At 61.2% G+C, this 20,474-nt stretch carries 18 protein-coding genes, 3 tRNA genes and 1 pseudogene; 8 read left to right on the top strand and 14 right to left on the bottom strand.

Going from position 1 to position 20,474, the window contains the following annotated elements; genetic code table 11:
• Positions 1-445: pseudogene (locus CFR80_RS12550) on the top strand (IS5-like element ISGdi1 family transposase); the annotation flags it as partial.
• A gap of 103 nt (positions 446-548) precedes the next feature.
• On the opposite strand, the gene typA reads toward CFR80_RS12550, so the two are convergent.
• A complete protein-coding gene (gene typA / locus CFR80_RS12545) occupies positions 549-2,372 on the bottom strand; it encodes a translational GTPase TypA (protein ID WP_010515499.1) in 1,824 nt (607 codons plus the stop codon).
• Positions 2,373-2,561: 189 nt separating this feature from the next.
• Positions 2,562-3,572 (bottom strand): adenosine kinase, encoded by a 1,011-nt coding sequence (locus CFR80_RS12540; protein ID WP_010515500.1) that lies wholly within the window; start codon positions 3,570-3,572, stop codon positions 2,562-2,564.
• Positions 3,573-4,006: 434 nt separating this feature from the next.
• Between CFR80_RS12540 and CFR80_RS12535 the strand changes: the two genes are divergently transcribed.
• Positions 4,007-4,477 carry a bactofilin family protein gene (locus CFR80_RS12535; protein WP_010515501.1) on the top strand — a complete coding sequence of 157 codons (471 nt, stop codon included), beginning with the start codon at positions 4,007-4,009 and terminating at the stop codon, positions 4,475-4,477.
• A 94-nt stretch (positions 4,478-4,571) separates the two neighbouring features.
• On the opposite strand, the gene CFR80_RS12530 is transcribed toward CFR80_RS12535, so the two are convergent.
• Both CFR80_RS12530 and rnd read right to left on the bottom strand, forming a co-directional pair.
• Complete coding sequence (locus tag CFR80_RS12530; RefSeq protein ID WP_010515503.1) at positions 4,572-5,168, bottom strand: GcrA family cell cycle regulator; 597 nt, start codon at positions 5,166-5,168, stop codon at positions 4,572-4,574.
• A 144-nt stretch (positions 5,169-5,312) separates the two neighbouring features.
• Complete coding sequence (gene rnd, locus CFR80_RS12525; RefSeq protein ID WP_010515505.1) at positions 5,313-6,500, bottom strand: ribonuclease D; 1,188 nt, start codon at positions 6,498-6,500, stop codon at positions 5,313-5,315.
• Between the two features lie 136 nt (positions 6,501-6,636).
• Between rnd and queF the strand changes: the two genes are divergently transcribed.
• Complete coding sequence (gene queF / locus CFR80_RS12520) at positions 6,637-7,116, top strand: preQ(1) synthase (RefSeq protein WP_010515506.1); 480 nt, start codon at positions 6,637-6,639, stop codon at positions 7,114-7,116.
• Positions 7,117-7,255: 139 nt separating this feature from the next.
• Here the strand turns inward: queF and atpC are convergent, their stop codons facing one another.
• From atpC to CFR80_RS12485, 7 genes are all read right to left on the bottom strand, one after another.
• Positions 7,256-7,681, bottom strand: coding sequence for an ATP synthase F1 subunit epsilon (gene atpC / locus CFR80_RS12515; RefSeq protein WP_010508957.1), 426 nt, complete (start codon positions 7,679-7,681; stop codon positions 7,256-7,258).
• 32 nt (positions 7,682-7,713) lie between these two features.
• On the bottom strand, positions 7,714-9,189 hold the full coding sequence (atpD, locus tag CFR80_RS12510) for a F0F1 ATP synthase subunit beta (protein ID WP_029329623.1): 1,476 nt from the start codon (positions 9,187-9,189) through the stop codon (positions 7,714-7,716).
• 32 nt (positions 9,190-9,221) lie between these two features.
• On the bottom strand, positions 9,222-10,103 hold the full coding sequence (locus CFR80_RS12505) for a F0F1 ATP synthase subunit gamma (RefSeq protein ID WP_010515508.1): 882 nt from the start codon (positions 10,101-10,103) through the stop codon (positions 9,222-9,224).
• A 16-nt stretch (positions 10,104-10,119) separates the two neighbouring features.
• Complete coding sequence (gene atpA, locus CFR80_RS12500) at positions 10,120-11,658, bottom strand: F0F1 ATP synthase subunit alpha (protein ID WP_010515510.1); 1,539 nt, start codon at positions 11,656-11,658, stop codon at positions 10,120-10,122.
• A complete protein-coding gene (gene atpH / locus CFR80_RS12495; RefSeq protein WP_029329624.1) occupies positions 11,658-12,254 on the bottom strand; it encodes an ATP synthase F1 subunit delta in 597 nt (198 codons plus the stop codon). The genes atpA and atpH overlap by 1 nt, the downstream gene beginning before the upstream one ends.
• Before the next feature lie 308 nt (positions 12,255-12,562).
• On the bottom strand, positions 12,563-13,990 hold the full coding sequence (locus CFR80_RS12490; RefSeq protein ID WP_010515513.1) for an MFS transporter: 1,428 nt from the start codon (positions 13,988-13,990) through the stop codon (positions 12,563-12,565).
• 102 nt (positions 13,991-14,092) lie between these two features.
• A tRNA-Gly gene (locus CFR80_RS12485) sits at positions 14,093-14,166 on the bottom strand.
• A 226-nt stretch (positions 14,167-14,392) separates the two neighbouring features.
• On the opposite strand from CFR80_RS12485, the gene CFR80_RS12480 reads away from it, so the two are divergent.
• The 3 genes from CFR80_RS12480 (at position 14,393) to nusG (ending at position 15,337) form a co-directional block, all read left to right on the top strand.
• Positions 14,393-14,469, top strand: a tRNA-Trp gene (locus CFR80_RS12480).
• A 134-nt stretch (positions 14,470-14,603) separates the two neighbouring features.
• Complete coding sequence (gene secE, locus CFR80_RS12475) at positions 14,604-14,798, top strand: preprotein translocase subunit SecE (RefSeq protein WP_007397644.1); 195 nt, start codon at positions 14,604-14,606, stop codon at positions 14,796-14,798.
• Positions 14,799-14,806: 8 nt separating this feature from the next.
• Positions 14,807-15,337 (top strand): transcription termination/antitermination protein NusG, encoded by a 531-nt coding sequence (nusG, locus tag CFR80_RS12470; RefSeq protein ID WP_010508943.1) that lies wholly within the window; start codon positions 14,807-14,809, stop codon positions 15,335-15,337.
• 157 nt (positions 15,338-15,494) lie between these two features.
• On the opposite strand, the gene CFR80_RS12465 is transcribed toward nusG, so the two are convergent.
• The 3 genes from CFR80_RS12465 to CFR80_RS12455 are packed head-to-tail and all read right to left on the bottom strand — an operon-like array spanning position 15,495 to position 19,304.
• The gene (locus CFR80_RS12465) at positions 15,495-16,142 is read right to left on the bottom strand and encodes a PqiC family protein (protein WP_010515514.1); all 648 of its coding nucleotides are present in this window, start codon (positions 16,140-16,142) and stop codon (positions 15,495-15,497) included.
• 4 nt (positions 16,143-16,146) lie between these two features.
• A complete protein-coding gene (locus CFR80_RS12460; RefSeq protein ID WP_010515516.1) occupies positions 16,147-17,811 on the bottom strand; it encodes a PqiB family protein in 1,665 nt (554 codons plus the stop codon).
• A complete protein-coding gene (locus CFR80_RS12455; protein WP_010515517.1) occupies positions 17,808-19,304 on the bottom strand; it encodes a paraquat-inducible protein A in 1,497 nt (498 codons plus the stop codon). Before CFR80_RS12455 ends, CFR80_RS12460 begins: the two co-directional genes overlap by 4 nt.
• A gap of 95 nt (positions 19,305-19,399) precedes the next feature.
• Between CFR80_RS12455 and CFR80_RS12450 the strand changes: the two genes are divergently transcribed.
• Positions 19,400-19,474, top strand: a tRNA-Thr gene (locus CFR80_RS12450).
• A 395-nt stretch (positions 19,475-19,869) separates the two neighbouring features.
• On the top strand, positions 19,870-20,196 hold the full coding sequence (locus CFR80_RS12445) for a hypothetical protein (protein WP_010515520.1): 327 nt from the start codon (positions 19,870-19,872) through the stop codon (positions 20,194-20,196).
• Positions 20,197-20,474: the final 278 nt, after the last annotated feature.

Genomic DNA, 20,474 nt, shown 5'->3' with positions numbered 1-20,474 from the left:
TTCGGGCTATGACGCGGGCAAGAAGGTCAAGGGCCGCAAGCGCCATATCGTGACTGATACCTGCGGCTTCCTGATCTTTCTCCTCGTTCATGCCGCCGACATCCAGGACCGTGATGGGGCCGTTGATGTTCTGGCGGCAATACGCAGGCGCTTTCCCTGGCTGCGCCACATCTTCGCTGATGGCGGCTATGCTGGCGACAAATTGCGATCCGCGCTCGCCTCCATGGGAAAATGGACGATCGAAATCATCAGGCGGTCCGATACGGCGAAGGGCTTTCAGATCCTGCCGCGCCGCTGGGTGGTTGAACGGACATTCGCCTGGCTGGGACGGTGCAGGCGGCTCGCCAAAGATTGGGAAAAGTCCATTGCTTCCTCAACCGCATGGACATTGATCGCCTCGATCCGCATGCTCACACGACGGACAGCAAGGCATTGTCAAGCTTGAAAAACTTTCGGATCGGGCTCTTACTTTTGCCCCATGGTGACCGCAATCTCAAGAACTGAAACGTAACTAAAGATTACAGCCACCACATTGGACAGGCAGCGGATCAGTCAACCGCGCCGGAACGTTCGCGCTTCTTGCGTTCGTGCGGGTCAAGATAGCGCTTGCGGATACGCACGGCAGACGGCGTGACCTCCACCAGTTCATCATCCTCAATATAGGCGATGGCCTGTTCCAGGTTCATCTTGCGCGGCGGGATCAGCAGCAGGGCCTCGTCCTTGCCTGCGGCACGGATGTTGGTCAGCTTCTTTTCACGGATCGGGTTTACTTCCAGATCATTCTCACGCGAATGCTCGCCAATGATCATGCCGACATAGACCTTCTCGCCCGCGTCAACGAACAGCGTGCCACGATCCTGCAGCGAGAACAGCGAATACTGCGTGGTCGCGCCATCTTCGGACGAGATCAGCGAACCATTACGACGACCGGCAATCGGCCCGACATAGGGCTGATAGCCATGGAACAGGCGGTTCATGATGCCCGACCCACGCGTATCGGTCAGGAATTCACCATGGTAGCCGATCAGCCCGCGCGACGGGATCAGGAAGCTCAGGCGCACCTTGCCGCCACCGGACGGCTGCATGTCCTGCATGATGCCCTTACGCAGCGCCATCTTTTCAACCACGACGCCCGAATACGGCTCGTCCACGTCGATAAGGACTTCCTCGAACGGTTCTTCGCGCTCGCCGGTTTCCTCGTTGGTGCGGAACAGCACGCGGGGACGACCGATGGTCAGCTCGAAGCCTTCACGACGCATCTGCTCGATCAGGACGCCAAGCTGCAGTTCGCCACGGCCTGCGACCTCGAAGGCTTCGCTCTCGGGACTTTCGGATACGCGGATGGCGATGTTGCCTTCCGTTTCCTTGAACAGGCGATCACGGATCTGGCGCGACGTAACCTTCTTGCCCTCACGGCCACCAAGCGGGCCATCATTGAGGCGGAAGGTCATGGACAGCGTCGGCGGGTCAACCGGGGTGGAGGGCAGCGGTTCCTTGACCTCGGGGGAAGCAATGGTCTCGGGAATCGTCGCTTCCGACAGGCCGGCCACGGCCACGATGTCACCGGCTTCGACTTCTTCCACCGGCACGCGGTCAAGGCCACGGAAGGACAGCAGCTTGGTCAGGCGGCCGGTTTCCACAACCGAACCATCGGGACGCAGCACATGCACCGGCATGTTCATCTTCGCCGTGCCCTGTTCGACACGACCGGTCAGCACACGGCCAAGGAAGTTGTCGTTTTCAAGGATGGTGGCGACCATAGCGAACGGCGCATCCTTCTTCACGTGCGGCGGCGGTACGTGGCGCAGGATCAGGTCGAACAGCGGGGACAGGTCCTTGCGCGGGCCATCGATTTCCGTATCCGCCCAGCCCTGACGGCCCGAGGCATACAGCATGGGGAAATCAAGCTGTTCGTCATTCGCACCAAGGGCTGCGAACAGGTCAAAGATCTCGTTATGGACTTCATCGGGACGGGCGTCGCCACGGTCGATCTTGTTGACGACCACGATCGGCTTCAGGCCGCGCGCCAGCGCCTTGCCCACCACGAACTTCGTCTGCGGCAGCGCGCCCTCGGCGGAGTCGACCAGCACGACCGCGCCGTCAACCATGCTCAGGATACGCTCCACCTCGCCGCCGAAGTCGGCATGGCCCGGGGTGTCGATGATGTTGATGCGGGTATCCTTCCACACGACGGACGTGCACTTGGCCAGGATCGTGATGCCACGCTCACGCTCCAGGTCGTTGCTGTCCATGGCACGTTCGGCAACGTGCTGGTTGTCACGGAAGGAACCGGACTGTTTCAGAAGCTGATCGACCAGTGTGGTCTTGCCATGATCGACGTGCGCGATAATGGCGATATTGCGGATATCCATAAGTGCTCTTGACCTGACTTTCCTTGGCGGACGCCATAAGGGGGCGCAGCGGCACATGCGGGGGGCACCCGTGCGTGCGGCGGCGTAATGAGTGGCTGCTGCGTGCGTAGATAAAGCGGAAAAGCACGGATTGCACGCGAAACTTCGTGCCCGCGCCCATCACACGCCCGGCAGAACGTGCCCTGCGGATCAGAAATCCATGTCCTGACGCATGTTCATGAGCGGCCGCGCACCGTAATGCGAGATGACTTCCGATGCCGCGACACTGCCCAGACGCCCGCATTCCGCCAGCGTCCGGTCCGATGTCCAGCCCGCCAGGAACCCCGCGGCATAGGCGTCGCCCGCCCCCGTGGTATCGATCACCTGCGTGCGGACGCTGTCGATCACAATGCGCTGCTGGTCCTGAATGATGATACTGCCCCGCTCGGACCGGGTCAGGACGGCGAAATGCGTCTCGGCCGAGACAAGGCGTGCGGCCTCGTCAAAATCATCGGTCTGGTACAGGGCGCAGATCTCGTCCTCGTTGGCGAACAGGATGTCGATATGCCCACGCACGAGTTCGTGGAAGGCATGGCGGTGACGGTCCACGCAGAACCGGTCAGACAGCGACAGGGCGACCTTGCGCCCGGCGTCATGCGCAATGCGGGCAGCGGTGCGGAAGGCTTCCTGCGCGTCCGGCGGATCGAACAGGTAGCCTTCCATGTAGATGACTTTCGATGCACGCACGACATCAACCAGCACGTCTTCGGGGCTGAAGGTGACGCATGCGCCCAGATAGGTGTTCATGGTGCGCTGGCCATCGGGCGTGACCAGGATGATGCAGCGTGCGGTGGGATGGTTTTCCCCTGCGTCGCCCTGCAGCGGGGAAGACGGGAAATACACGCCCGCCGCCTGCATGTCGGCGGCAAAGGCCTGTCCCGGTGCATCCGCCGCCACCTTGCCCAGATAGGCCACGCGCGCACCCATGTTGGACGCCACCACGCAGGTATTGGCAGCGGACCCGCCACCCATTTCCTTTTCACGTTTGATCTGGGCATACAGCGCCCTGGCGCGGTCAGCGTCGATCAGCGTCATGCTGCCGGGTGTCATGCCGTTATCCTGCGGGAAGGCCGCGTCCACCGGTGCCAGGACATCGACAATCGCATTGCCGATACCCAGCAGATCAAACCGGCATTCCGCCGCCTGTCCCGTATTTTCCATCTTCTGTTCCACTACCCGTCATCAATTCAGTCACATGTGCGGAAATAGCGTCCGGACGCCATGAAATAACCCATTTTTTCCCACATGGTCCGGCCCATCGCTATCATTGGTGGGTAAGCAGCGCAACGCATGATGTTTTTTATGCACCGCTGTTCCCCTTAACGCCTCTTGTCGGCATGATGGGGGGGCGTATAACCGTTGCAAGAGGGGGCTGCAGCCTGCAACCAGCCCGCCGAAAGCGTATCTTCCGGTTCCGGGGCGCAACCCGTCCCGATACAGCATAACCAAGCGGGGTAATATTGTTTAGACGACGCAAGCCAGCAGAAACCCAGCCACCCGCCCCGACCACGCCCCCCGCGCAACAGCCGGGCCGTCCAGCCACAGGCGGTGGCTCCTCCCCCTCAACCACACCTGCAAGCAAGGAAAATACATCTATGGCCCGCCCCCCCTTCCCGCCTACGCCCAACGCCCCTCCCGCGCCTGGCGGGGCACGTCCCGGCGCGCCGGGTGCCGCCGTCGCCAAGAAGGAAAATGACCGCCGCACCCTGGTGGTGGGTCGTGGCATCAGCGTGCAGGGTACGATTCAGGACGCCGAGCGGCTGGTTGTGGAAGGCACGGTTGAATCTTCCCTGATCAACGCATCCGAGCTCCAGATCGCACAGGGCGGCGTGTTCAAGGGCGAAGTCGAGGTTGAGGACGCCGAACTGGCTGGCACGATCGATGGCACGCTGACGGTACGCGGCAGCCTGACGATCCGTTCGACCGGTCGGCTGCTGGGCAAGGCCAAGTGCCGTCGCCTGAAGGTGGAAGATGGCGGTCAGGTCACCGGCCAGCTGGAAATGATCACCGCACCGGCGGCACCGGCAGCAGCCCCGGCCACCCCGCCGCGTCCGGCTGCGGAATAAGCATTCCGATCCGCCCGCACCCCGGGCGGATACAAAAAACGCCAGTGGCAGCAATGCCCTGGCGTTTTTTAATGCAATCCCTGTGGGGAAATGATCAGGCCACGTTATCGCGACGGTCCCGCAGCTTGACATAGGCAAGCTGCGCATGTTCCGCACAGTACGGCTTGCCCGGCAGCGGAGTGGCACCACAGAAATGGAAGCCCGGCGTGCCCGGGTCACCCAATGGCCAGCAGCAGGACTGGCTGCTGCGACGCCTGGGTTCACTGACCGGACGCAGGGCGGCCTTGGTCGCGCGGGTGGCGCGCGGCGCGGGGGCCGTTTCCGCCGCGGGCTTGGGCTGTGGCGCAGGCGTCGGGGTGGCCTGCGCTTTTGCGGGTGCCTTTTGCGGCGCCTGGGGCGCGGCAGGCGTTACGGCAGGTGCCGCAGCAGCCTCAGCCGCAGGTGTCGCGGGCGTAATTTCAACGGCGGGTGTCGGCGCCGGGGCTTCTGCTGTGGTCGCGGCCGGCGCGGAGGCCGCCTTCGCCGCACGCCGGATGGGCGATGGACGTGGTTTCAGGCCCAGACGGTGCGCCTTGCCAACCACCGCGTTCTTGGTCACGGAGAGCTGACGCCCGATTTCTGCGGTCGACAAGCCCTGCTGCCACAGATCACGCAGGCGCGCGATCGTCTCCTCGGTCCATTCCATCGCCATCGTTCTGCACTCCTTACGCGGAATGGTGGGAAATTAGGCTCATACCGTGCCCGACTCAACTGTCAGGGCACAGAATCTTGTGGACGGTTCTGCGCATAACCTGTTTGCAACCCCGGTAAAACCGTAACAGGGCCGCAAACCGGGTCAGTCGTGGATCAGCCTGACCTTCCCACCCGCGACCCCCATGGTCAGGTGACCTGCCTTGAGTTCACGCGCCAGCTTGCCAAACACCTCGTTCCGCCAGCCATGAAAGGCGGGAATATCCGCCGCATCATCCAGTGCGAACCGATCCAGATCCTCGGACGACGCCACCAGCCTGGGGGCAACACGATGCGTTTCGCAGCAACTGGCCAGCAGCACCTTCAGCAGGGCGATCAGCGCAGGTGACGGACGCTGCGCATCCTTCGCCCGTCCCTTTGGTAAGCGCGGCAGGGCCGCTTCGGGTTCCTCAACCGCCTGCGCCACAGTTTCCAGCAGGGCCTGGCCACTGCGTCCTTCGGCAAAACCGCGCGAAACACCGCGCACGCGGGCCAGCGCATCAATCGTGGCAGGGGCTGTTGCCGCGATTTCCATCAGGCTTTCGTCCTTCAGCAGCCGCTGGCGCGGGACGTTGACACGCTGGGCCTCCCCCTCGCGCCACGCGGCAACCGCGCGCAGAATGCCCAGCATCCGTCGGTTGTTGGTGCGCGGACGCATCTTTTCCCACAATGTCAGTGGGTCAGGACGGAACGTGGTCGGGTTATTCAGGATATCCAGTTCCGCCGCGACCCAGTCCAGACGCCCTTCACGTTCCAGCTGGACCAGCAGCTTTTCATAAACCAGCCGCAGATACGTAACGTCTGCCGCCGCATACCCGATCTGGGCCGGAGACAGCGGACGCGCCGCCCAGTCGGAAAAACGGTGTGACTTGTCTATCTGCACACCCAGCAGGGAGGAAACGAGGTTATCGTAGCCGACCTGATCACCATACCCCGCCACCATGGCCGCGACCTGCGTATCGAACAGGGCGGCAGGCAGGTGATCGAACAGGTGCAGGAAGATTTCCAGATCCTGCCGCGCGGCATGGAAGACCTTGACCACGCTGGCATCATCCAGCAGCGCGCCAAGAGATGTCAGATCGATACCTGGGGCGATCGTGTCGATCACGACCACATCCTTCTCCCCGGCCAGCTGCACCAGACACAGCTCGGGCCAGTAAGTGCGTTCGCGCACGAATTCGGTGTCGATCGTCACAAATGGCTCATGCCGCAGTCTCGCGGTTACAGCCTCAAGCTCCGCTGTGGTGGTCACCAGCACAGGGGCGGGAAATTCGGGTCGGGATACACGTGCCATTCCGTGCAGTTATCATGCCTGCGCCCAATTGCAAAAGCGGGCAAAACCGCATGCCGCCCCCCTGTATTTCCGTTGACGGCGGGCCTCCCCTTCCGGCATCAGCCACTCATCTTTTCCTGTTATTAACGGACGACCCATGAACACCCGCCCCACACCCGATGACGGCAGCCAGTTCCTGACCCAGCTGGGCCAGAACAGCCGCCAGCCCAACAGCCCGGAAGATGCCCGGCTGGAACGCGTACCCGCACCCCAGCGCGGACGCAATTACGTCGTACGCTTTACCGCACCGGAATTCACCTCGCTCTGCCCTGTCACCGGACAGCCGGATTTCGCGCACATCGTCATCGACTACATTCCCGATGAATGGATTGTGGAAAGCAAGTCGCTCAAGCTGTTCCTGACCAGCTTCCGCAACCATGGCGCCTTCCATGAACAGTGTTCCATGCAGATCGCAACCACACTGGTTGACGTGCTGAAACCGGTCTGGCTGCGGATCGGGGCGTACTGGTATCCGCGTGGCGGCATGCCGATTGACGTTTTCTGGCAGACCGGTGCCCCGCCCGAAGGCGTGTGGATCCCCGCGCAGGACGTGCCCGGCTATCGCGGCCGCGGCTGAAAATCTGTCTGAAAAGCCTGCAGCTTCCGGGGCGTTTCCATCCCCCCTGAAGGACAGGCATAAAAAAAGCGCCCCGTGCAGGGGCGCTTTTTCGCAGGTCCATTGTGATCCCGCCCCGACTACCGGGCAGGAAAACCCGTTAGATGGACATGGCCGGGATGGCGGACTGTCCGGCCTCGATCTCGGCACGGGCCGACTGGATCTTGTCCATGAGGATATCAAGTGCGGGCACGTTCATCTTGTCCGCTTCCTCATAGGATTTTTCCAGGGCGGCAAGACGCGCTTCCGCATCGTCAACGGATACGTCTTCCACCTTCAACGCCCGGTCGGCAAGGATGGTGCAGTGGGTTGGCGCAATATCGGCAAACCCACCCGCCACGAAGAAGCGGTGCATCACCACATCACCTTCATATACATCAACCACGCCACCGCGCAGTGTCAGCATAAGCGGCGCATGTTCCGGCATTGCCGCGATGTCACCTTCGGACCCCGGCATGACAACCATATCGGCGTCATGCGCGAACAGCACCTTCTCCGGACTGACAATCTTGACCTTAATGGACATGGTCTATCTTCCTTGCGTCAGGGGGTCGGGGTTCAGGCCGATTCCTTCATTTTCTCGGCCTTGGCCACCGCTTCCTCAATCGCACCAACCATGTAGAAGGCACCTTCGGGCAGGTGGTCATATTCGCCAGCCACGATCGCCTTGAACGAACGCACCGTATCTTCCAGCGAAACCAGCTTGCCCGGCGCACCCGTGAACACTTCGGCAACGTGGAACGGCTGGGACAGGAAGCGCTGGATACGACGCGCACGCGCCACGATCAGCTTGTCGTCTTCCGACAGTTCGTCCATGCCCAGAATGGCAATGATGTCCTGCAGCGACTTGTAGGTCTGCAGGATACGCTGCACGTCACGCGCCACCTGGTAATGCTCGTCACCGACAATCTTCGGATCAAGCGAACGGGACGTGGAATCTAGCGGATCAACAGCCGGGTAGATACCCATTTCCGCGATGGAACGGTTCAGCACCGTGGTCGCGTCAAGATGGGCAAAGGTCGCGGCAGGCGCCGGATCGGTCAGGTCATCGGCGGGAACGTAAACGGCCTGCACCGAGGTGATCGACCCCTTCTTGGTCGAGGTGATGCGTTCCTGCAGCGCGCCCATTTCGGTCGCCAGCGTGGGCTGGTACCCCACGGCGGAGGGGATACGACCCAGCAGCGCGGACACTTCAGCGCCAGCCTGCGTGAAACGGAAGATGTTATCGACGAAGAACAGCACGTCCTGACCTTCGACGTCACGGAAGTATTCCGCAACCGTCACACCGGACAGGGCAACACGGGCACGCGCACCCGGCGGCTCGTTCATCTGGCCATAGACCAGCGCCACCTTGGAACCTTCGGTCGAATCGCCATCAAGCTTGATGACACCCGCGTCCTGCATTTCGTAATACAGGTCGTTACCTTCACGGGTACGTTCACCGACACCGGCAAAGACCGACACGCCGCCATGCGCCTTGGCGATGTTGTTGATCAGTTCCTGGATGATGACGGTCTTGCCCACGCCGGCACCGCCGAACAGGCCAACCTTGCCACCCTTCAGGTACGGGCACAGCAGGTCGACAACCTTGATGCCCGTGGGCAGGATTTCGGTTGCGGCGGCCTGCTCGTCAAACGCCGGGGCGGCGCGGTGGATCGGCGCGCGGCCTTCGGACTTCACCGGACCACGGTCATCGATCGGATCGCCGATCACGTTCAGGATACGGCCAAGCGTACCCGGGCCGACCGGCACGGTGATCTGGCTGCCGGTGGCGGCGACTTCCGCACCGCGGGTCAGGCCATCAGTGGTATCCATGGCAATGCAGCGGACTTCGTGTTCGCCGATTTCCTGCGCCACTTCCAGCACCAAGGTCTGGCCGTTCAGCTGAACGTGCAGTGCCTCGAGGATATGCGGCAGCGTACCCTCGAACTGAACGTCAACGACGGCGCCGCGGACCTGCGTCACACGACCAACGACATTGCTTTTCTGCGCCTGCGTGGAGACAGGAGCCTCTTGAGTTGTGGTTTCCGACATGGGACAGCTCCTGTGAGCGTGAAGATCGATCCTCAGACAGCCTGGGCGCCCGAGATGATCTCGATCAGTTCATTGGTAATATTGGTCTGACGCGTACGGTTGTAGGTCAGGGTCAGACGGTCGATGGCCTTGCCAGCGTTCCGGGTCGCGTTATCCATCGCGGTCATCCGCGCGCCGTTTTCACCCGCTGCCGTTTCCAGCATGGTCGCATACAGCTGGACCTGCAGGTTCCGCGGCAGAAGGCTGGACAGCATCGTGGCCTCGTCCGGCTCGAACTCGTAGCTTGCGACGTCGGCGTTTTCCGTATTGTCGTTTTCCGGCAGCGCCAGCGGCACGATCTGCATTTCTGTCGGCGTCTGGGTCATGACATTCTGGAATCGGTTGTACACCAACGTGCAGACGTCAAACTCACCCTTTTCCAGCAGCGACGTGATCTGTTCACCCAGTTCCGTAGCCGAGGAAAAGGGGATTTCCTTGCTGGCGGACAGGTGACGGTGGCCGATGATCAGATCGGCAAAGTCACGCGACAGGAATTCGTACGTCTTGCGCCCGACCGGCAGGATCTTGACGGTCTTGCCTTCCGCCTGGAGCTTGAGCACCAGGTTGCGGGTCGTACGGTTGATGTTGGAGTTGAATGCACCGGCCAGACCACGGTCGCTGGACATCGGGATCAGCAGATGCACCTTGTCCTGACCCGTTCCGGTCAGCAGCGCAGGCTGGCCGCCTTCGCCCGCCACGCTGCGGGCTACTTCGGCCAGCATACGGCGCATTGCATCAGCATAGGGCCGAGCGGCCGCCGCGCGGGTTTCCGCCCGACGCAGCTTTGCCGCCGCCACCATTTTCATTGCGCTGGTGATCTTTCGCGTCGATTTGACGCTGCCGATCCGTGCGCGCAGTTCCTTCAGGGAAGCCATGGTTGCCCGATCTTCCTCAGTTGGCGAACTGACGGCCGAACGTCGTCAGGAAATCATTCAGACGGCTTTCGATATCCTTGGTCAGCTGACGCTGGGTGCGGATCGATTCCAGAATGTCCTTGCCCGACGTGCGGACGTCATCCAGCAGGCGCTTTTCATAGGTTGTCACCTGATCGACCGGCACGGCATCGATATAGCCACGGGTGCCAGCGAACAGGACCACCACCTGCTCCTCGACCGACAGGGGCGAGGTTTCGGGCTGCTTGAGCAGCTCAACCAGACGTGCGCCACGGGCAAGCTGCTTCTGCGTGGCCGGGTCCAGATCGGACGCGAACTGCGAGAACGCCGCCATTTCACGATACTGCGCCAGTTCCAGCTTGATCTTGCCGGCAACCTGCTTCATCGCCTTGATCTGTGCTGCGGAACCAACACGCGACACGGAACCACCAACGTTCACCGCCGGGCGGATGCCACGGTAGAACAGGTCGGTTTCAAGGAAGACCTGACCGTCGGTGATGGAGATCACGTTGGTCGGGATGTAGGCGGACACGTCACCGGCCTGCGTTTCGATCACCGGCAGGGCGGTCAGCGAACCGGCGCCGAACTTGTCGGACATCTTCGCTGCGCGTTCCAGCAGGCGGGAATGCAGGTAGAACACGTCGCCCGGATAGGCTTCACGTCCCGGCGGACGACGCAGCAGCAGGGACATCTGACGGTATGCCACGGCCTGCTTGGACAGGTCATCATACACGATCAGGGCATGCATGCCGTTATCGCGGAAGTATTCACCCATGGAGCAGGCGGCATACGGTGCAAGATACTGCATCGGGGCCGGGTCGGACGCGGTGGCCGCCACGACGATGGAGTATTCCATCGCACCGGTTTCCTCCAGCGTGCGCACCAGCTGTGCAACCGTCGAACGCTTCTGCCCGATGGCGACATAGATGCAGTACAGCGACTTCTTGTCGTCACCCAGGGCGTTGACGCTCTTCTGGTTGACGATGGTGTCGATCAGGATGGCGGTCTTGCCGGTCTGACGGTCACCAATGATCAGTTCACGCTGGCCACGCCCGATGGGCACGAGCGCGTCGATCGCCTTGATGCCGGTCTGCATCGGCTCGCTGACGGACTGGCGCGGCATGATGCCGGGTGCCTTGATTTCCGCGCGCTTGTTGATCACCTCACCAACCAGCGGGCCCTTGCCGTCGATCGGGTTACCCAGACCGTCGACCACACGGCCCAGCAGGGCCTTGCCGGTCGGGACTTCAACCACCTTGCCGGTACGGGCGACGGTGTCGCCTTCGCGCATTGCGGTATCATCTCCGAAAATGACGACACCGACGTTGTCATTTTCAAGGTTCAGGGCCATGCCCTTCTGGCCGCTGGCGGGGAAGTCCAGCATTTCGCCGGCTTCGACATTCTGCAGGCCGTAGACACGGGCAATGCCGTCACCCACCGACAGGATGGTACCTGTCTCGGCAACGTCAACGGCCTTGTCGAACGTAGCGATCTGCTGCTTGAGGATATCCGAAATCTCGGAGGGGCGGATTTCCATCACGCGGCTCCCTTCATGGCATGGTGCAGGCGGGTAAGGCGGGATCTGAGGCTGGTATCATACAGGCGGGCGCCAATGCGCACGACCAGACCGCCCAGCAGGGCCGCGTCAACACGCTCCTGGATATTGACTTTGGAATAGCCGGCCTCGGCAAGGCGGCTGCGAAGCTGGACTCGCTGCAGATCGGTCAGGGGATGGGCGGACACGACATCCGCCACCACTTCCCCGCGCCGGGCCGCAGCGATAGCCGCCAGCGCGGCAAGAATTTCACGCAGGCGCGGGAAGCGGCGGTTATTCGCCACCACGCCAACAAAATCACGCATAAGGGGGCTGAAGCCTTCAGCCTCCAGCACGGCATCGACCGCCTTGCGGCTGTCGCGGATATCGAGCGTGCGATCCGTCAGCGCGGTGCGCAGGTCGGCATTGCCGTCGATCAGTCCGGCAAGGCTGGATGCCTGCTCCAGAACAGGGTCAAGCTGCTTGCGGTCAGCCGCAAGCTCATAGAGCGCCGTCGCATAACGACCGGGAAGGCCATTGGCAATGGAGGCGATCGGTATTGAGGTCGTTCCACCCGAATCCACTGTCCGCTTTTCCAATCCAGAATCTTGATTCAAACACAAGCCGCCTGCCCGGAAACCTTGGCCCCGTGCGCTGCTGGCGCGGCTCTAGCACGCAGCGCAGGCACACGCAACAGATCAGGCAGCCTGCCGGCATCGTCCGATACCACCAACACCGCCCGCTTTCCCGCGCATGCGCACGCCCCGCTACAGGTTGACGGGATCATACATGCGCGACACCGTTTCGGAAACAGCAAACGCGCGTTTTTGTTGCGGGCCGGCACAGTCCGGGTGACGGGATCATTCAGACATTGGCATGCGATAAACGCATACCACAGATGCACTCCCTATGAATCCAGCAGCGCCGCCACCTGCCGCGCGCTCTGCCTGGCCCGGACACCGGTTGAAACCAGTCCCAGCCCGGCGATTCCGGCGGCCGCGACAGCCATGCACCACCAGACGACATGCGTGGCTTGGGGAAACTCGCTCCACTGCACCCCACCGGCGCGCACGCTGCCCGCACTCAGCGCCCCACCCAGCGCAATGCCCAGCAACGCCCCCACCTGGCGACTGCTGGAGGCAATGGCTGCAGCCACCCCCGCCTGCGAACGCGGCATGCCCGAAACGGCGGAATTGGTAATGGGTGCGTTACACAGCCCGAACCCGCACCCGCACAGCCCATAGGACAGCAGCAGCCACCACAGCGGCGTATGCACCGCCAGCCCCGTCAGCAGCAGCGCGCTCAGCCCGAATCCGGCAGCAGACATCAGCAACGGCAGGCGCGCGCCATACCGGCCCGTCAGCCGTCCCGACAGCGGCGCGCACACCATGCTGCCACAGGCGAAGGGCAGCGTGCACAGGCCGGCCTGCAGCGCGGGCAGGCCACGCACGTCCTGCAGGTAGAGGGTATTGAGAAACAGGAACGCACTGAAAATGGCAAAGGCCAGCACCGCCGTCACGATCGCGCCGGAAAAGGGCCATGCCCGGAAAAACCGCAGGTCGATCAGCGGGGTAGCCGCGCGCTGCTCCACCATCACGAACCCCATGACCGCCAGCAGGCCGAAACCGAGGAATCCGGAAATGGTGGGAGACGCCCAGCCGTAATTATGGGCCTCGATCAGCCCGGACGTAATCATAACCAGCGCCACGATGGCCAGCAGCTGTCCCGGCGCATCGATACCGCGCGCCCGGCCGCCACGGGATTCAGGTATGAAACGCAGCGTCAGAAGGATCGCGATCAAGCCGATGGGCACATTGACCCAGAACACCGCCTGCCATCCCACCCAGTGCACCAGGATGCCACCCACGACCGGCCCCAGCGCAAGGGCCACGCCCGATGTCGCACCCCATATGCCGATGGCCTGCGCCCGGCTTCGCGGCTCCACATACACATTGGTCAGGATCGACAGCGCCACGGGGTTGAGCATGGACCCGCCAATGCCCTGCACCGCGCGCGCCATGATCAGGATGTCCACGCTGCGGGCCATGGCGCACAGGGCGGACCCGCTGCAGAACAGCCCGATTCCCATCAGGAACATCCGCCGCCGCCCGAACCGGTCCGCCAGCGAGCCCACCAGCAGCATGAGACTGGCGACCATGAGGGTATAGGCATCCACCACCCACTGCAGGGTGGAAAAACTGCCATGCATATCGGCCCGGATCGATGGCAGCACGACGTTGACGACCGTCACGTCCATCATGACCAGAAGCAGGCTGAGACAGCACGTGGCCAGCACGATGCGTGGATGAATGGTGGAAGAACCGGTCAATGTCATAATCAGGCTACCCCTCCCCTTTGCCGACAGCGTAATCCGCACGCACGGGCACGGTTCCAGCCGACTGGTCTGAAAATATATGCGGCTATTTCAGGGAGGAAATGGAGCGGGCGAAGGGAATCGAACCCTCCTCAGAAGCTTGGAAGGCTACTGCATTACCACTATGCTACGCCCGCCCATAAGGTTGGCGAAACATATACAGTTTCCGCCTGCCGCGTGGCAAGCCCATAAACCAGCAGGCGGGAACAAACACGTAAAACTTTCATTTTTATGTCCTGCCCCCTTGACTTTCGACGCGAGTCATACTTTTTTCCGCTTCCTGTGCCGGGTTCGCATGGATGACCCGAAACGGCGCGGCGCCTGCCGCGTCATGGTGTTTCGGGTTTATGCAGGCGGCTTTGCAGGGGTGTAGCTCAATTGGCTAGAGCGCCGGTCTCCAAAACCGGAGGTTGCGGGTTCGAGACCCTCCGCCCCTGCCATTTTCCGGTCGGGCATTACCCTTCCGGCCTGGCACCCGATGGGTCGGGCCACAATGGCCCGCACCGGTTATTAGGCCCCGCACTGGCTGGAGCAGTCCGGTTGGTGCGCCGTGGCGTTGCAGGAAGGGTATTTCGTGTCGGTCAGTCCCGCGAAATTTGTTGAAGACGTCCGTGCCGAGGCCCGTAAGGTCACATGGCCAACACGACGCGCCACCCTGATGACAACGGGTGCGGTTCTGGCCATGGCCGGTCTTGCGTCGGTTTTCTTTTTCCTCGTCGACGAGGTGATCGGCCTTGCCGTACGGAAACTCTTCGGACTGGGAGGCTGAGTTCAGCCATGGCCAAGCGGTGGTATGTGATCCACGTCTATTCGGGCTTCGAGAAAAAAATAGCCCAGCACATCACGGAACAGGCCGCCCAGAAGGGCTTGGCCGACCATTTCGGTGAAATCCTTGTTCCATCGGAAGAAGTGACGGAAGTGCGTCGTGGCCAGAAGGTCAATTCGGAACGCAAGTTCTTCCCCGGTTACGTGCTGGTGAACATGGAACTGACCGATGAGGCGTGGCACCTGGTCAAGGACACGCCCAAGGTCACCGGCTTTCTGGGCAGCAAGACCCGTCCGTCGCCCATTCCCAAGGTCGAGGCCGAGCGGATCATGAAGCAGGCGCAGGAAGGCGTGGAACGCGTCCGTCCGTCCGTCACGTTCGAAATCGGTGAGCAGATCCGCGTGGCCGATGGTCCCTTCACCTCCTTCAACGGCACGATCGAGGAAGTGGATGAGGAACGCGGTCGCCTGAAGGTCAGCGTCTCCATCTTCGGCCGGTCCACGCCGGTAGATCTGGAATACAATCAGGTGGAAAAGGTCTGACCTTCCCCGCTTACGACAAAGGCGCCTCCGGGCGCCTTTTTTATTGCCTGTAGTGATTGCAGGTCATCAAAAGTTTCCGGTGCAGCTTTTTTCAAAAAGCTTCGGAGACGCCGCCCTTGTGAAAAAAGGCGGCGCCCGGAAACCGTGCGCCTTTCATTCAGGAATGATGGGGCACCGGGGCTGCTGGCAATGCCTGCAGCCGTTCGGCAGCCATGTCCGCTACCTGTCCCGTCAGCTGGCTCAGCGCCGCCACCATGGCGCGCGTGCCGGTGCCGGTTGGTGACGCACTCAGATCCAGCGGTACGGACAGTCCGTGATCCGCATCCCCTACCCTGTGCACCGACAGGTTGCCCGCAAGGTGCACCAGCCCCGCCGAATCGCGTGCGAAGCGGGTGATCTCGACCTCGACCACGCCCTGCGCCGGCATGGTGGTCGCATCATTTTGGGCAAAGACGGTACGGCCCGGCAGGCGCTGCTGCAGGTCGGTCGACAGCACATGACCCAGCATGGGGGCCAGTGGCTCGCTCCATGCCGCACCAGCCAGTGGCGTGACACTGTAATCATCCTGCACGCCCACGATGGTCTGCCGGTCCAGCGAGGACGGGACGCCAGGCGTACGGACCTCGATCACGGCGGGAACCTGCGTCCCCACCCCCATGGACTGCGTACTGGCCACGGGAGCCAACGAATACAGCGTAGGATCGGAGGACCCGCACCCACCCAGCGTGAGTACTCCGGCCATCGCAACAGTTGCGGCCATGGTCCGCCGTGCGGAATGTGTGAAATGCCAGAAGGGGCGTTGCATGGTCTTATCGTCCCGTAATCAGTGCCGAGGGATGGTGGGTCAGGAAGTCCGACAGGAAGCGCAGCGACCGCGCGGCGTCGTTCAGCTGCTGCATCATCTGCTGCAGGTTGCGCTGGAAGTCGGTATCGCCGCCATAGCTGGACAGGACCGAATTCGCGTTTTTCAGTGTCTTGTCCATGCCGGTCAGCAGTTGCGGCATTTCGGTCCGGGCATCGCGCGATATGACCTGCAGGTTCTGTAGCGACCCACGTAGCGCGGTCAGCGCCTGTTTCGTATCGGGGCTGTTGATCCGTGCATCGGCATGGGCCAGCAGGCTGGTTAGGTTGTCGCCCATCTGGGTCAGCGGCATCGCGGCGATCTTGTCGCCAATGATGGACAGCGAATCCATGATGCCCGCCATGCCGCCCGCCTGTCCCGGCAGGACCATGGCGTCCCCTTCCATCGTGATCTGTTCCGGCTTCGCGTTCTTGACGAATGTCAGCGCGATTTCGGATTCACCAGTCAGCATGCTGGTGCTCTGTATGGATGCGCGCAGTCCGGCCGCCACCTGCGTACGCAGCAGTCCGGCCATGGCTTCGGGCGGGACCTGCTGGTTATCAAGCACACGTTCGGGCTGCAGTTCCATGGCCACACGCACATGCGCCCTGCCCGTGGCGGGATTCACTTCCAGCTTCACGTCATCGATCATGCCAACCTGAATGCCGAACATGGTCAGGCGACCACCCTTGGTCAGGCCGGACACCGAACTGGTCAGGTAGGTGACAAGGGGAATACGCTCACGATAGCCCGCGCTGTTGGCTTCCTCCGCGCTGTCATACAGCAGGAAGGTGGTATCTGCCCCGGCGGTGCTGGGCAGGGTATTTTTCTCGTTCCGCGCATCAGGCGGGTCAAATGCGACACCACCGGACAGCAGCGCCTGCAACGACTGCAGCTTGACCTTCAGCCCACCCGGACCAAGGCCCACCTGTACGCCGGACACGTTCCAAAAGCGCGTGGTGGTCCGCAGGTAGCTGTCATACGGGGCCTGCACGAAAATCTGCACCCGGATCGGCCCGCGCCCTTCGGGTGGCATGGTGTAGCCCAGCACTTCGCCCACCACCACGTCACGGAAAAAGATCGGCGCACCCTGCCCGAGCGAGCCAAGCGACTGCGTAATCAGGGTATAGGTATGCCCCGGCTGGTCCGACCGCACGCCCGGCGGTGATTCCAGCCCTTTGAAATGCGTGGTGTAACGCCCGCCCGGTTCCCCGGCATCCATGGCGATGTAGGCGCCGGACATGACGGTTTCCAGACCGGTCACGCTGGCCCCGTTGATACGTGGCCGCACGACCCAGAAACGGGCGTGATCGGTCAGCATACGGCGTGCGGACGACGTCATGCGCACACCGACCTCGACATGGTGCATGTCATCGCTCAGCCGGATCGAATCGACCGTACCCAGCGACACCGCCTTGTTCTTGACCTCGGTCTGGCCACTGGTCAGGCCATCAGCCGTATCGAAGCTTATGACAATCAGCGGCCCCCGGTCGGTCAGGCCACGCCAGCCCAGGTACCCCGCAATCAGGATGGCGACAATCGGCACCAGCCAGACCACGGAAAAACGGTACCGCCGCGCACGGGCCTGCGGCACGTTCCCCTGCGGGTCATTGGAAAGGAAATCGTCATTCACGCCTGATCTGGCTCCATGCTGACCGGTCCGGTACCGACCGGGGAAAGGGAAGGTGAAGAAGGGGCCGCCGGTCCGGGCCTGCGTGTCGCCTGTGCCTGCAGGACGGACGGGGGCAGCCCGTCAACCACCCGGCCATTGCGCCCTGCCGCATCCCACATGATACGGGGATCAAAGCTCCATGCCGCCAGGAGGGTCAGCACCACGACGGCGGCAAAGGCCACCATGCCTGCATTGGCGGTTACGCTGGCCATGGCGTTGAAGCGCACGACCGCGACCAGAATTGAAATCATGAACACGTCAATCATGGACCACCGGCCCACCATGTCCACCACGCGGAACAGCCGGGTCCGGGCCACCAGATGCCCCCGCGCGCCATGCCATGTCTGCCAGACCATCCAGCCAAGGCTAGCGATCTTGAGCATCGGAACGGTGATGGAGGCAAAGAACACCAGCAGCGACAGCGGAATCATGCCATCCACCCACAACTCGATCGCGCCTTCGACAATGGTATGCCCGCCGCCGCCGCCCATGCGCATGAAGGTCATGACCGGGTAAAGGTTGGCCGGGATATAGAAAACGATGGCTGCAATCAGGAACGCGGTGGTGCGCGTCAACGACTGTGGCAGGCGACGCCAGACCCTGTGTTCGCATCGCGGGCAGATCCCGACACAGCTCAGGTTCGAGACCGGATGCGCCAGTTCCCCCACCAGCCCGCATGACGTGCATGCCACCAGATGGTCCTCCGGCGGCATGCCGATATCGTCCACATGCACGTAATCGACCTCGACCGTCTGGTCGCCTTCGGCGCGGGTCAGGGAATCAATGCGGCGGTGCCGCCAGATCATTTCGGTATCCAGCGTCGAATCCGTGGCCGCCATGGTCAGCATTAGCGCGCCGATCAGGTACACGGCAGGCCCGACATCGACATGGGCCATGTCGGTCAGCTTGGTATAGGCAACGAAGATGCCAAGGATATAGACCTCGACCATCGACCATGGCCGCAGCTTGTCATACCAGACGAGGATTCGTGGCGCCCAGTCCGGCAGCTGCCGCGATGACGCGGCAACCAGAATGGCGAACATGAACCCGATCGCCACCGCCGGGGCCAGGATCGTGACCGCGCCCACAAGGACACCGGCCTCCCCCCACCCTTCATGCATGAGTTCCATCGGCCCGGTCAGCAGGTCCACAGTGCGCTGCCTGCCATATACATCCAGCGTCATGAGCGATGACGCGAGTGCCGCCAGATAGAACGCGGCCGAACTTATGCAGAACGCCAGCGGCGTTGCCAGTGGCGCGGTGCGCCGCCTGCGCGCCAGCTTCTGACCGCACCGCACGCACGACGCCTGCTCCCCCGGGTCCAGATCCGGCAGGCGCTGATACAGCCCGCAGCCGGGACATTCCGACAATCCGCCAATGACACGCACATGACGGATGGGACCGGGTTCCACATCATCACAACGCAGATGCAGGGAAGAAGAAGACGTGTTCATGCTGCGCACAGCATATAGACCAAATTAAAATGGGGAATGCCGCATTTGATATATTGCATCATGCCAGCCCATCGTTTATCAGACCCCACAGGTTTGCCGACATAGCTCAGGGGTAGAGCAACTGATTCGTAATCAGTAGGCCCTCGGTTCAATTCCGAGTGTCGGCACCACCTTACCCCATTATTTTCCAAAATTTTGAAACTTACCCAGATTCGTAAACCGTTTCCCTGAAACCATAGGGCAACGAACAGGTAAGGCTACCCATTTCATGGGTTCCTCAAATCGCGATCGGAAACGGATTCGATGATATTCGAATCCCCAGTCGTTTCCGCCTGACCCGTCTGGCTGTGCGCATCGGCATGGACGGGACCACCATGCCCATTCGGCACCCTTCCCCGATCATGCCCGTCCTGGTCGCCCATAAACCCTTGTTTATGCCGGATATCAGTCGGATCGACCATTAGCATTATACATACTTACATAATATATCTTATTTAAAAATAATTGTAATAACAAGATGAGGGTTTGTTGTATTCTAATTGCAACATATGGAGGACCACCTGTTATGGAGATAATAAACGCCTTCAATTCCTTCTTCGGGAATTACAAAGATACGTTCTATATAGAAAATATATCCATTGATGAGATATCCATAAGCAAAGATGGGCAAGTTATCCCGGATACATCAGATATTTTACATGATTTTTTATATGAACAGGAAGAAAGAACCATACCAAACACGAAGAATGGCTTTGTGTTTTACATTGCCGACGAATGTTATGTGATTGATTTCGATGATTACATAACAACAGATGTAAATTTATATCCAAAGGTTACAATATCAAAAAAAGGCATAGGTCTTGATATTAAGCTATTTATGCAACATGATTGAAATATAGATAAAACCATATTTGAAATAACCACCCGATCAATCGCCCAAGTGGTTGTATTGGATAAATATTTTATATCTGACGCCTTATCAATGTTGCCATTATTTTATTTTGATACCTGCGGGACTGTCAGGAATTTCGTGTAAGAGGCGTTGTTCACGTTATTGATCAGACGGTGGCGCGGGCGAAGCGGTCACCGAAGAGAATGGCGAACTGGGCCTTTGCCATGGACCATTCCCTTGGGGGCATGATCCATTCTTTCTCGGCCCGGTTCAAGGCC

Origin of the sequence: Komagataeibacter oboediens, from assembly GCF_003207815.1 — a bacterium.
GTDB lineage: Bacteria > Pseudomonadota > Alphaproteobacteria > Acetobacterales > Acetobacteraceae > Komagataeibacter > Komagataeibacter oboediens.
This window is presented reverse-complemented; position numbering and strand designations above follow the sequence as displayed.